This window comes from Enterobacter cloacae complex sp. 372C4, assembly GCF_050030615.1.
GTDB lineage: Bacteria > Pseudomonadota > Gammaproteobacteria > Enterobacterales > Enterobacteriaceae > Enterobacter > Enterobacter intestinihominis.
The window spans coordinates 2,118,301-2,130,457 of record NZ_JBLGUQ010000001.1; the positions used below are offsets into that span (position 1 = coordinate 2,118,301).

Annotated in this window: 11 protein-coding genes; 2 read left to right on the plus strand and 9 right to left on the minus strand. The window is 52.8% G+C overall.

The genetic code is table 11. The annotated features are described in order from the left end of the window. Position 1 precedes the first annotated feature (1 nt). Genes ACQG11_RS10210 through rfaQ form a run of 3 tightly spaced genes read right to left on the minus strand, consistent with a single transcriptional unit; the run spans position 2 to position 3,299 of the window. Positions 2 to 1,102 carry a glycosyltransferase gene (locus tag ACQG11_RS10210; protein WP_046621790.1) on the minus strand — a complete coding sequence of 367 codons (1,101 nt, stop codon included), beginning with the start codon at positions 1,100 to 1,102 and terminating at the stop codon, positions 2 to 4. Between the two features lie 2 nt (positions 1,103 to 1,104). After that, the gene (locus ACQG11_RS10215; protein ID WP_023299023.1) at positions 1,105 to 2,232 is read right to left on the minus strand and encodes a glycosyltransferase family 4 protein; all 1,128 of its coding nucleotides are present in this window, start codon (positions 2,230 to 2,232) and stop codon (positions 1,105 to 1,107) included. Next, positions 2,229 to 3,299 carry a putative lipopolysaccharide heptosyltransferase III gene (rfaQ, locus tag ACQG11_RS10220; protein ID WP_074142833.1) on the minus strand — a complete coding sequence of 357 codons (1,071 nt, stop codon included), beginning with the start codon at positions 3,297 to 3,299 and terminating at the stop codon, positions 2,229 to 2,231. Before rfaQ ends, ACQG11_RS10215 begins: the two co-directional genes overlap by 4 nt. Positions 3,300 to 3,449: 150 nt before the next feature. On the opposite strand from rfaQ, the gene ACQG11_RS10225 reads away from it, so the two are divergent. Further along, complete coding sequence (locus ACQG11_RS10225) at positions 3,450 to 4,403, plus strand: polysaccharide deacetylase family protein (protein ID WP_023299025.1); 954 nt, start codon at positions 3,450 to 3,452, stop codon at positions 4,401 to 4,403. Positions 4,404 to 4,429: 26 nt separating this feature from the next. On the opposite strand, the gene ACQG11_RS10230 is transcribed toward ACQG11_RS10225, so the two are convergent. From ACQG11_RS10230 to rfaD, 6 genes are all read right to left on the minus strand, one after another. Then, complete coding sequence (locus tag ACQG11_RS10230) at positions 4,430 to 5,641, minus strand: O-antigen ligase family protein (protein WP_023299026.1); 1,212 nt, start codon at positions 5,639 to 5,641, stop codon at positions 4,430 to 4,432. After that, positions 5,629 to 6,528 (minus strand): glycosyltransferase family 2 protein, encoded by a 900-nt coding sequence (locus ACQG11_RS10235; RefSeq protein WP_023305212.1) that lies wholly within the window; start codon positions 6,526 to 6,528, stop codon positions 5,629 to 5,631. The genes ACQG11_RS10230 and ACQG11_RS10235 overlap by 13 nt, the downstream gene beginning before the upstream one ends. A 5-nt stretch (positions 6,529 to 6,533) precedes the next feature. Next, a complete protein-coding gene (locus tag ACQG11_RS10240) occupies positions 6,534 to 7,643 on the minus strand; it encodes a glycosyltransferase family 9 protein (protein ID WP_023299027.1) in 1,110 nt (369 codons plus the stop codon). Between the two features lie 3 nt (positions 7,644 to 7,646). After that, positions 7,647 to 8,630 carry a lipopolysaccharide heptosyltransferase RfaC gene (gene rfaC / locus ACQG11_RS10245; RefSeq protein WP_022646632.1) on the minus strand — a complete coding sequence of 328 codons (984 nt, stop codon included), beginning with the start codon at positions 8,628 to 8,630 and terminating at the stop codon, positions 7,647 to 7,649. A gap of 3 nt (positions 8,631 to 8,633) precedes the next feature. Beyond that, the gene (gene rfaF, locus ACQG11_RS10250) at positions 8,634 to 9,680 is read right to left on the minus strand and encodes an ADP-heptose--LPS heptosyltransferase RfaF (protein ID WP_023305214.1); all 1,047 of its coding nucleotides are present in this window, start codon (positions 9,678 to 9,680) and stop codon (positions 8,634 to 8,636) included. A 79-nt stretch (positions 9,681 to 9,759) separates the two neighbouring features. After that, positions 9,760 to 10,740 carry an ADP-glyceromanno-heptose 6-epimerase gene (rfaD, locus tag ACQG11_RS10255; RefSeq protein ID WP_022646634.1) on the minus strand — a complete coding sequence of 327 codons (981 nt, stop codon included), beginning with the start codon at positions 10,738 to 10,740 and terminating at the stop codon, positions 9,760 to 9,762. 215 nt (positions 10,741 to 10,955) lie between these two features. On the opposite strand from rfaD, the gene kbl reads away from it, so the two are divergent. Continuing rightward, complete coding sequence (gene kbl, locus ACQG11_RS10260) at positions 10,956 to 12,152, plus strand: glycine C-acetyltransferase (RefSeq protein WP_015570030.1); 1,197 nt, start codon at positions 10,956 to 10,958, stop codon at positions 12,150 to 12,152. Positions 12,153 to 12,157: the final 5 nt, after the last annotated feature.

A 12,157-nucleotide genomic window follows, 5' to 3' on the forward strand; every position in this document is an offset into this window, starting at 1 on the left:
ATTATTTTTGGTTGTCGACCAAAGCAATGTATTGCTGGCAAATGGCGTTGATACCGAACGATGCGATCGTTTCGCGATCAACAACCGGCGGAGAGGCATACAGTTCTGCCAGTGTTTTCGCCAGTGATTCGTCGGTTAACGCGGTCAGACCACGCGCCAGAGGGCCAGTAAGGATCTCAGCAGGGCCGCCAGGGCAGTTTGTACTCACCGGAGGGGTCTGACAGATAATGGACTCTACCAGTACATTACCAAAACCTTCGCAGTCGGAACTTAACACTAAAAGGCGTGCACCTTTGATCCACGGATAAGGATTGGTTTCAAACGGGCGGAAGACGATCTTGTTTTCAATTCCCAGCTTAGCGGCAAGCTGTTTGAGCTGGTTAATTTTCACGTCAGAGCCTTTGCCCATCAACACCAGCGATGCGTCAATCTTGCTCATCGCAAACGCCCGCAGCAGCCGGTCGTGACGTTTGTGCTCATGAAAACGGCCAACGTGGATAATGTAATTCTGCCCCTGCATCTCAAAGGGCGCTTCCGCCAGACGCTGAATTTCAGGGATATCAAACGGGTTATGGATAACCGCTTTGCGCCGCAGGGGGATCGCGAGTACTTCAGACAGATCGTGCAGCACGGCGCCGGATACCGCCACCACGTTGCGGTTTTCATAGGTATGACGAATTTTATAATGCTTAAACCAGCGAGAAAGCCCGCTGCGATGGCGCAAATAGGAGAAGGAGAACATCCCGTGTACGCAAAACCAGACCTTATCGCGATCCAGCACGCGGCTGTGCGCCACGATACGGTCGGTTTTATGCAGATGCGAGAAGACGACGTCAAATTTACCGCTGCGTTCTGCCTGCTCAATGGCGCGATCCAGCAAACGGGCGCGACGCGGGATCTCGGTCAGCTTCCGCCAGGGTTTTTTACAGGTATCCTGCACGACCTGAAAATCGATGCCTTCCGGAATGGCGTAGTCGCACACCTTCCGTAAGGAGAAAAGGGTGACCTGATGCCCCAGTTCTGTCAGTCCGCTGGAGAGGGTGAGAACCGTTTTTTCGGCTCCTCCACCGGGTAAACCATCAATAATCATTAGGATGCGCATTATTAATCCAGTAATTTTTGATAAAGCGAAATAAGCTGACTTGATAGTTTTTCAGGGGTTGCTTCTCTAACGCGTTCACGCGCCGCAAGCCCCATATTGTTATTTTTTTCCAGTGAAGGGATGGACATGACGGCCTCCTTCAATGTGTGGATATCAAGTGCATCACAGTAAAACCCGTTCTGGCCTTGCTCAATAAATTCTGAACCACCGCAACTCTCTGACGTAATGACGGGCAATCCACAGGCCATTGCTTCAAGTATGACGTTAGGGAAAGGATCATACAGCGTCGGCAGCAGTAAACCATCAGAAAGCTGATAAAATGGCAGCGTCTCTTTTTGCATCCCCAGGAAACGGATTTGCCCCTCACAGCCTAATGAACGGGCGAGGTCGCGATAACGGCTTTCCGCTTTATCCTGACCGACCACAACCAGCCACGCCGATGTTCCTGCTATAGCCTGAATAGCGCTTGCCAGCCCCTTGCGTTCAAACCCTGAACCCACGAAGCAGAAAATGACGGCATCAGCGGGTAAGCCAAATTGCTTACGCAGTACAGCGCGCTGCCTCTCTTCTGCCGGAACGAAGCGGCGGGAATCTATTGAATTATAAATCACATGTATCTTTTTTGCGTCAATATCAAAGTCTTCGACGATTTCGCGCTTGATCATCTCCGCATTACAGATAACGGCTTTCAACTCGGGAGCCTGGTACATTTCACGTTCGGCGTTCATCACGTAGCGGTGATAGCGATCGTGCATGAGCAGCTTCGCGCGCCAGGCGGGAAGAATACGCGTACGCTGTAGCAGCCAGCGTCGATGTACACCATCTCCGGCGCGGTAAATATCGCAGCCCGGAATACGTTCGTGGCTCTGTACAATATCAAACTGCTGTTGCTGCCACAGCGCGCGCGCGGCGTGCGCAAAGCCGCGTTCACGGCTGATGCGGCCCCACTTTCGTGGATCGCAAATATGAATATGCCAGTCGTCCTGCTTTTCGCCCTGCCACTCGCGGGTGATGACGTTGAGCTCAAGATTTTGATTGCTCAGCGCGGTGAGTGCCCTGGAGACAAAACGTTCTGCTCCCCCATCCGGCCGATATTTTTGGCGCACAATGGCCAGACGATGAAGCTTCATTGCAGGTATCTCCTTGCGGCGGAGACGACAGCATCAACGGGGATGGCGTCGAGATAACGTTCCGTCGTTTTTGTATCAATGGCATCAGGGTTGGGAAGCGGGCCGTAGTTACCAGCCCAGATGACCTCGCCGTTAACCTGCCATGGCGACCAGAACGTCAATTTTGACGGGCCAAACAGCGCCACGCAGGGCGTCTGAAGGGCGGCGGCCATGTGCATGGGGACGGAGTCAACGCCAATGAACAGGGCTGCGTGATCGATAAGCGAGGCCAGCTGGCGCAGGGTTAACTGCCCTGCCAGCGATACAACACCCGTCTGCGGGGAGGCGGCAAGAATGCGGTCAATCATCGCCAGCTCTTTCTTATCCGGTCCCGCCGTAAGGACGATAGTGTGGCCGTCCTGCTGCAACGCGGCGATAGTTTGCGCCATTTTGCCTTCGTCCCAGCACTTAAAGAACCAGCGTGAAGTGGGTTGAATAACGATATAGCGTTCCCCCACGCCCTTTTGTGTCAGCTTGTGATGAGCATGGTGCCAGTCATCCGCGCTGTAAGCCATGGTGACGGCGGGTCTGGCGGCAACGGGTAATGGTTTCAGTATGGACAGGTTTTGTTCAACGGTGTGCAGCGACTGATGGCTGGCGACTGAGACCAGTTCACTGTGACAAAAACGCCAGAAGGCATTATTGCGCTTGTTAAAAGCGAACCCGAGCCGAACCGGTGCGCCGGTGAAGCGGGTAACAATCGCGCTGCGCCACTGATCGGCAAGATTGATCACCAGATGATAATGCTGAGCGCGTAAAGCACGAAGCAACTGCCACTCTTTTTGCAGGTGCTTCAGCGTCCCCAGCTGCTTCCATTTACGATCGATACCATAGATCGTACCGATTGCCGGATGCGCGGCGAGCATGTCTCGCGTCTCTTCATAGAGAAGCACGTCGATTTGGGCTTCAGGCCATTTCTGGCGCAATGAATTGATGACGGGGGTGGTGAGTAACATGTCACCATGATGGCGAAGTTTAATCAGTAAAATGCGCAAATCAGGCGTGTCAGGTAAGTTATTCATCATCATCTTATCGGCGTTGTACTGTTGGCAATTCTAATAGACCTGGTAACGACTTGCACTCTTTCTCCATAATGTCAGGAATTTCCCTGGAAGGGTTTACTCCTGCTTTCGGGCGTGCGTAACATAGCGCTAACTATTTTGTCTTGCGGACTCATTATGAAAAAACCAGCGTTTATCATCACGATCGATACCGAAGGGGATAATCTCTGGCAGAACCACCGGGTCATCAAAACGGAAAACGCGCGCTACCTGGCGCGGTTTCAGACGCTTTGCGAGCGTTTCGGCTTTAAGCCTGTCTGGCTCACCAACTACGAGATGGCCGTCGAACCGGTGTTCATTGAGTTCGCGAAAGAGGTCATAGCCCGGGGGCAGGGCGAGGTAGGAATGCATCTCCATGCCTGGAACAGCCCTCCGGAGCACGATCTGACCGGTGATGACTGGCGCTGGCAGCCTTATCTGATTGAGTTTTCAGACGAGGTCATGCGTGAGAAAGTGCTGTTCATGACCCGCCTACTGGAAGAGACCTTCCAGACAAAAATGCTCAGCCATCGCGCCGGGCGCTGGGCATTCGACAGCCGTTACGCCCGGTTACTGATTGAGCTGGGGTATCAGGTAGATTGTTCCGTTACGCCGCGCGTGAACTGGCGCAACGCGAAAGGTGCCCCACAGGGTAATGGCGGAACGAATTACCAGCATTTTCCCGATCGCGCCTACTTTTTGGACGTAGACGACATTTCCCGGCCGGGAAACAGCCTTCTCCTCGAAGTGCCAATGAGCATCCAGTATAAACACCCGGCATGGCTGAATTCCCTGAAGCAGGGTTACGATCGTCTGCGCGGTAAATACCGTTCTCCGTCAGTTAACTGGTTACGCCCGGCCGGCGGTAACGCGGAGGAGATGATTAAGGTGGCGCAGCAGTGCCTGTCTCAGGGAAATGACTACGTAGAGTTCATGCTGCATTCGTCGGAATTTATGCCTGGCGGGAGCCCTACTTTTAAAGACGAGGCCGCGATTGAGGGGCTTTATCAGGATCTGGAGCAGCTCTTTACCTGGTTATCAGATAAGACCGTGGGGATGACGCTGGCGGAGTTTTACCAGTACAAAAAATAGTTATGCCCGCCAGGCGGGCATATTTGTTAATGCTGCTTTGTTTGGGTGAAAGGTGTACTTAATGCAAACAAAACCATAAAGAAGATTAAGGCTTCTGAACTGAGCAGTATGACATCCGTCAGTCCATACAAAAGCAAAAGTAGCATCGAGGTTAGCAGCAGTGCGTTTCTGTTTCGTAGGGCATACACAATCATCGAAACGAAGAAAAAGAGCATAACCGCCACGCCGGGGATCCCCTGCAATGAATATTTCTCTATAAATTCATTATGCAGGTGGACTTTGATGTACACGAGCGCGGTAGCAAGATGTGGATGACCGTCTTTTATATACTGCCGTGTCCACGTTTCACGCTCTTCAAGTGATTGCCCCAACGGATGTGCAAGACCATTCTCGATCCCGACAGTCCACATCGAAAAACGTGCGCCCAGTGACGTGCGGTCATAGCCTTGCTGATATTTCTCAACTTCAATTTGGGTTTGCGTTATTTTCGGTGCAATCAACGGCTTGTAGCTTACGACGACAATGCCGGCCACAATGCATAAAAAGATGAGAGTGGATTTGAGATGAATTTTTCTGAAATGATATAGCGTGAGCACTATCGCCAGAAGCAGATATAAACCCATCGCAGCACGGGTACCCGTCAACAGTATGACGAAGTAAGAGATTAATATAGTGAAACCCGCGACAACATACAGCTTCACGTTCTGCTGAAGGTAAAGACTGTATACGAAAGCCAGTGACAGGACAGAATAAACATAGGCTGAAACGGTGGCACGGTTAATTGCCATCTCAACGCGAGTCATACCTTGCGAGGCCTGCCACAAGCCATATCCTGTGGCGAGCACAAACCCTAAGGCCGCTGCGTAGAAGAAAAATTTCCTGAAGTTGTCTTTATCAATGTAAAACTTAAAGCGGTCAATATAGAAAATCAGGATACTCGCTAAAATTAACTTTTTGCTGGCGCCTAGATAGTCGCTGTAAAGATTGAGTCCCTCGTTATGATACTCATAGATTAAGTACCAGCCGAGGTTAAGTAACCCAATCAGCAAAATGGGCAGCGCTATAGTAAAAGGTCGAAGAGTGATTTTTTTATATTCGAAAGCCAGGCCAATAATACTGACGTAAATAGCAATATAGAAAAACTCTCTTTGCTTCCCTGAACTGACTAATGCCAGCATCAAAGAGATGAGGCTCAAAGCAATCGTCAGTTGATATAGCCGTGGTTTTATTTTTTCCATAACGCCTCAATAACCCTTTTTTTGTAGCTAAAACGAACATCGGTGGACAGGAAAAAAGACAATGTGTACATGGCCTTTACGCGTTGTTTCACGAGTTGCAATTGTTGGTCTGTAAGACAGGACCGATGGTTGCTGTAAATATCAAACCAGTGGCAATTGACAAGATGCCTGTAGCTTGACGGAAATGTTCTTTCCATCTGTAACGTGCATTCGACAAGCGTTGAAATTTTGCTGGCGTCCAGACTGCTCGACAAACTGTCGCGACGCTTGACGTAATAATAATGCCCCTGGCGTTGATAGACTATTTTGCTCGACTGCATCAACATTCCGGGGAAGACAGCGAAATCCTCATAACATAACATTGGAGGAATAGGGTTGCTTTCGTACAGGCTACGATGAATAAACTGGCCAATGAGATGCGCCTGAAAGTCTTTATGGCGTAAGAAACGAGCGACTGCTTCATGTTGTGACAATGGCACAGGATTGAATCCCTGCCAGTCTGAAGTCATTTTCCGGGGATCGCGAATCTCAAGCAAACGTGTCAGTAACATATCCGGACGTTGCGCTTTCAGAAAGGTAATTGCGTCCCTGAGGCTGCCCGGCTTTAAGCAATCGTCACTGTCGAGCATCGTAATATATTCACCGGATGCCAGTGCGACAGCACTGTTTCGTACCCGGCCGACGTTACGAAAGTTCACGGTGCGCGTTATGATCTGAGGAAATTTAGGTGACCACTCTTCAATTATTGCCTGCGTGGTATCCTCAGAACTGTCATTAAAAATAATAATTTCAGTGTCTTGAACGGTGGCTGCCAGCAGGCTTGAAAGCGTGGCATGCAGCGTAGCTTCAGCGTTATGCGCAGCAATAATGACGCTTAAAAAAGCCATAAAAATTAGTTTCCTTGAGCGTCGGTAGCGCTAGCCAGTGAGCGGGCTTTGGGTAATGTACGGATAAACTGCTGAAGATCGTGTAACGCGGAGTCAGTGACAGAGAATAGTGCTTCCCGTTCTTGCGGGAAGTAATAGCGCGTTTCAAACACATAAGAACAAATGTTGTCGTCATTCCCGATCAGCAACACATTGCCAAGCGGACGTTGTTCATAGTGACAACACGGACCAAACAGCAGGACTACCGGAACGCCAACGGCGTCTGCGATATACACATTCCCCGAGTCAGACGCGATATAACAGTCCATCTTAGAAATGGCCCAGGGAAGCTCTTCCAGCGAAATTTTGCCAATAAGATTGATAAAATTAGGGATTTCACCGTAAAGGCGGGTGATATCGTCCATCCACGACTGTTCATTTGGCGCGCCGAAGACATAAAACTCGCAGGGTAAATCAGCGAGTTGATCAACAATCCGCTTCCAGATAACCGGAGGAACGGTTTTGGCTTTATTGCCCGCCGCAATACTGATGCCGATGCGGATAACGTCAGGTTTATCAAGAGTGGCCGGCCAGGTCGTCGGTTTAAAGAGCGGCTTTGTGGCGTGCTTGGGAGAGTCTTGCCATGTGAGTGCGCGGTCGGCCAGTTTCAGGTAGTTCGTCACCGAAAGCGTTTTTTTGCCATGCTCAACGGTACCGTCAGCCGCAAGATAGAAAATCCCGTGATACCACCTGCGCGTGTAAATGGTTAAAAATTGTTTGTTTTTAGCATTGCAGACGGCGGCAAAAAAGAGGTTCACGCTGTTGGGTTGTAGCAGGTAGACGTTGTCGTAGCGGTTCATGATCCTGCACGCGAAGCACAGTTTACGCCACAGGTTGCGCTTATGCTGCTCAATAAAATAGATCTGCTCGATAGTCTCATCATGCTTCGCCAGCGCACCAACGCTGCGACTGACCAACACATCGCTTTTTTGCAGATATGCCAGTAGAGGTGTCGCATTAATAAAGTCACCGATTTTGGCTGTCTGAATGACAAGGTTTTTGCCCGTGTCTTTTCGAAACAGCTTCCGGAGGAGTTTCACCGGAAAGAGTAAAATCAGCAGAAATACATAACTCATGGGTTAAATATCCCTGTTGGAAAGCCGATGGCTGCCCTGTAAAAATGAAAAAATAGCATCTGCGCTAATATCCTTCGTTTGTTGCGTAGGGCTGACCATCTGATGCTGGTTTTTACCGTAACCCCCGATCAACCCCGGATCGGTCGGGCCGAAAATCGTGATATTAGGACGATCCAGTGCGGCGGTTAAATGGCTTAACCCTGTATCCACAGAAACGACGGCGTTAGCGCCCGCCAGCTGTGCGGCAACCTGCGCCAGCGTGAGTTTGGGTAACACCTCAACGTGGGAAAAGCCTGCTGCCAGACGTTCCGCACGCTGCCGCTCATGTTCTGCACCCCACGGGAGTTTAATATGGATACCGCAAGGTTGCATTAGTTCAATCAGCCTTCTCCAGTGCGTTTCCGGCCAGTGCTTATCGTCGCGCGTTGTGGCATGCAGGAACACCAGATACGGTTCAGCATGCTCCTCCGTCTCGCGCAAAAAATGCTGTGCAATAGCGTAGTCACCCTGGGCTTCAGGTTTTGCATAGCCCAGGCTTTTCGCGAACAGCTCGCGGGTACGTTCCACGGCGTGCTGCTGCTTCGCAATATGGTGGCGACGATTATAGAACAGGCTCGCCAGCGGTTCGCGGGCGGTTTGCCAGTCCATGCCGTGCTTTACGCCGTGCGCCAGACGCGTGACCAGCGCGGCGCTTTTCACCAGGCCCTGAGCGTCAACGATCGCGTCGTAACGCCGGGCCTGCACCGCTTCGCGGAAGGCTTTACGTTCGGCTTTAATCGGTGCGGAGAACCATGCTTTGCGCCAGCGGCGAATGGCCACCGGGATCACGCGGTCAACCGCTTCGTGCCAGGTGGGGATCTGCGCGAAGCCTTCTTCCACCACCCAGTCAAAACGAATGCCGGGAATGGCCCGCATCGCGTCCGTCAGTGACGGCAGCGTATGCAGCACATCGCCCATCGAAGAGGTTTTAACGATCAATACCCGCATTCGTTATCCTTCTTCGCTCAACAGAAGTTCGTTGAGCTCTTCGAGAACGCGCTGCGGCGTAATGTCGATCAGGCTCTGATGGTAGCCTTCTGCGGCATCACCTTTACGTACCTTGTGGTAGCCGGTGATCAGGCGAATTACGCGCGCTTTGTGCGACAGCGGCGGCGTGAAGTCCGGGCTGCTCGGGCCATACAGCGCCACCAGCGGACGATCCAGCGCGGCGGCGACGTGCATCAGGCCAGAGTCGTTGCTGACAACGGCTTTACAGGCGGCAATCAAAATAACCGCCTGCTCGAGCTGCGTTTCCCCGGCCAGGTTTCGGCACCAGGCCTGTTGCTCGGTGCTGAGCGTGGCGAGAATTTCATTGCCCGCCTCGTGATCTTTCGCCGAGCCAAACAGCACAATTTGATAGCCTTCGTCGATCAGCTGTTTCGCCAGCTCTGCGTAGTGATAGTGCGGCCAGCGTTTTGCCGGACCAAACTCCGCGCCGGGGCAGAAGCCAATCATCGGGCGTTCGGACGAAATGCCAAACGCGTTACAGGTGTGGGATTTCTCCCCGTCGCTTACCTGGAGCTGCGGCCACAGTAGCGGCTGCGGCAGATCTTTCGCGCTGCGCATCACGCCTTTGTCGTAGGCCAGCGCCACGTAGCGTTCTACCATCAGCGGCCAGGCCTCTTTATCCAGCACACGGGCATCGTTCAGCAGGCCGTAGCGCATTTCACCGCGCCACCCGGTACGGTGCGGGATGCCCGCAAAGAAGGGCACAAGAGCGGATTTGAAGGAGTTTGGCAGGACATATGCGCGATCATAGCGTTTCTCGCGCAGGCTATGGCCGAGTTTGCGGCGTTCACCGATTTCCAGCGCCCCGTGGCCGAGCGGCATCGGGATCGCCTCGTTCACTTCCGGCATACGCGATAACAGCGGACGGCACCATGCGGGTGCCATCACGTCGATTATCGCCTGGGGATAACGCGCCTTGAGCGTGCGATAGAGACTTTGCGACATCATCATGTCGCCCACCCAGGACGGGCCGATCACCAGTATTTTCATTCACTTCATCCTTCAAGCTGTCTCTGCGTTGGCTGCCTGCGTTCACTCCAGTCACTTACTTTTGTAAGCTCCCGGAGATTCACTTAGTTGCCGCCTTGATACCGCTCGAATGATTTTGTGAATTTATATCGCGGTCACGGTTCAGCCAGGCCATATATTCCGTTACGCCTTCGGCAACGGTCTTGAACGGCTTGTCGTAGCCTGCGGCGCGCAGGTTAGTCAGGTCCGCCTGGGTGAATGCCTGGTAGCGGCCTTTCAGCTTATCCGGGAACGGAATGTACTCGATGCTGCCTTTCTTATGGTAAGCCAGCGTCGCGTCTGCCACCGCCTGGAAGGATTCCGCGCGGCCTGTGCCCAGGTTGAAAATGCCGGACACGCCGTTTTCCAGGAACCACAGGTTCACTGCCGCCACGTCGCCTACGTAGACGAAGTCACGCTTAAAGCCGTCGCTGCCTTCGAACAGTTTCGGACTTTCGCCGTTATTTAACTGGGTGTTCAGGTGGAACGCCACGCTCGCCATGCTGCCTTTGTGGCCTTCGCGCGGTCCGTAGACGTTGAAGTAGCGGAAGCCGACAATCTGAGAGTTGGCTTCTGGGAGGATCTGACGCACGTACTCATCAAACAGGAATTTGGAGTAACCGTAAACGTTCAGCGGCTGCTCATACTCGCGGGATTCGATGAAATCTGAAGTGCGTCCACCGTAGGTTGCCGCGGAAGAGGCGTACAGGAACGGAATTTCACGCTCCAGGCAGTAGTGCAGGATCTCTTTGGAGTACTGATAGTTGTTGTCCATCATGTACTTGCCGTCCCACTCGGTGGTGGAGGAACAGGCCCCTTCGTGGAAGATGGCTTCGATCTCGCCGAACTCTTCACCCGCCATAATCTGGATAAGAAAGTCTTCTTTATCCATGTAGTCAGCGATGTTCAGATCCACCAGGTTTACGAACTTGGTGCCGTCTTTCAGGTTGTCCACCACCAGGATGTCGGTGATGCCTTTGTCATTGAGGGCCTTAACAATATTGCTGCCGATAAAGCCCGCGCCGCCGGTAACGATGATCATAACTGTAACCTTTGAAGTGTGGAGTCCGGGGAACATCCCGAACGCTAATCTCTTTATCATATCATCACAATGCCCGGTCTTCAGCCATTCACCGATATGCAGCAGGGGTACACGTGATTTATGCTGCAAAAACGAGAAGAGATACGGCGTCATCTCGTCATGAACTATTGGTTTGGGTAATATGTGCCAAAATTTGCCGAGTCTGGAGAATTGCAATGCGTGGTGATTTTTATAAACAGTTAAACAGCGACCTCGACACCGCACGTGCGGAAGGGTTGTTCAAAGAAGAGCGTATTATCACGTCTGCCCAGCAGGCGGACATCACCGTTGCCGACGGCAGCCATGTGATCAACTTTTGCGCGAACAACTATTTAGGTCTTGCGAATCACCCTGAGCTGATTGCCGCGGCGAAAAACGGCATGGATACCCACGGCTTCGGCATGGCCTCCGTTCGCTTTATCTGCGGTACCCAGGACAGCCACAAGCAGCTTGAGCAAAAGCTGGCGAACTTCCTCGGAATGGAAGACGCGATTCTGTACTCCTCCTGCTTCGACGCCAACGGCGGTCTGTTTGAGACCCTGCTCGGTGCAGAAGACGCGATTATCTCCGACGCCCTGAACCACGCCTCCATCATCGACGGTGTACGCCTGTGCAAAGCGAAGCGTTTCCGCTACGCCAACAACGACATGGTTGAGCTGGAAGCCCGCCTGAAAGAGGCCCGTGAAGCCGGTGCCCGCCACGTGCTGATCGCCACCGACGGCGTGTTCTCCATGGACGGCGTGATCGCCAACCTGAAAGGCGTGTGCGATCTGGCGGATAAATACGACGCGCTGGTGATGGTGGATGACTCTCACGCGGTTGGCTTTGTCGGCGAAAATGGCCGCGGCTCCCACGAATACTGCGACGTAATGGGCCGCGTAGATATCATCACCGGTACGCTGGGCAAAGCGCTTGGTGGCGCGTCTGGCGGCTACACTGCTGCGCGCAAAGAGGTGGTTGAGTGGCTGCGTCAGCGCTCCCGCCCGTACCTGTTCTCCAACTCCCTGGCGCCGGCGATTGTGGCCGCCTCTATTAAAGTGCTGGAGATGGTGGAATCCGGTGCTGAGCTGCGCGACCGCCTGTGGGCTAACGCCCGCCTGTTCCGTGAAAAAATGAGTGCCGCAGGATTCACCCTGGCCGGCGCTGACCATGCGATCATTCCGGTGATGCTGGGCGACGCGGTTGTCGCGCAGAAATTTGCTCGTGAGCTTCAGAAAGAAGGGATTTACGTGACCGGGTTCTTCTTCCCGGTGGTACCAAAAGGTCAGGCGCGTATCCGCACCCAGATGTCTGCGGCGCACTCGCCTGAACAAATTGAACGTGCGGTGGAAGCCTTTACCCGCATCGGCAAACAGCTGGGCGTAATTGCCTGAGGACG

Coding starts and splice junctions, on each gene's coding strand:
- ACQG11_RS10230 (WP_023299026.1), bottom strand. CDS start 5,641: ATGGAAAAAATAAAACCACGGCTATATCAACTGACGATTGCTTTGAGC.
- ACQG11_RS10235 (WP_023305212.1), bottom strand. CDS start 6,528: ATGGCTTTTTTAAGCGTCATTATTGCTGCGCATAACGCTGAAGCTACG.
- ACQG11_RS10225 (WP_023299025.1), top strand. CDS start 3,450: ATGAAAAAACCAGCGTTTATCATCACGATCGATACCGAAGGGGATAAT.
- rfaQ (WP_074142833.1), bottom strand. CDS start 3,299: ATGATGATGAATAACTTACCTGACACGCCTGATTTGCGCATTTTACTG.
- kbl (WP_015570030.1), top strand. CDS start 10,956: ATGCGTGGTGATTTTTATAAACAGTTAAACAGCGACCTCGACACCGCA.
- ACQG11_RS10240 (WP_023299027.1), bottom strand. CDS start 7,643: ATGAGTTATGTATTTCTGCTGATTTTACTCTTTCCGGTGAAACTCCTC.
- rfaF (WP_023305214.1), bottom strand. CDS start 9,680: ATGAAAATACTGGTGATCGGCCCGTCCTGGGTGGGCGACATGATGATG.
- rfaC (WP_022646632.1), bottom strand. CDS start 8,630: ATGCGGGTATTGATCGTTAAAACCTCTTCGATGGGCGATGTGCTGCAT.
- ACQG11_RS10210 (WP_046621790.1), bottom strand. CDS start 1,102: ATGCGCATCCTAATGATTATTGATGGTTTACCCGGTGGAGGAGCCGAA.
- ACQG11_RS10215 (WP_023299023.1), bottom strand. CDS start 2,232: ATGAAGCTTCATCGTCTGGCCATTGTGCGCCAAAAATATCGGCCGGAT.
- rfaD (WP_022646634.1), bottom strand. CDS start 10,740: ATGATCATCGTTACCGGCGGCGCGGGCTTTATCGGCAGCAATATTGTT.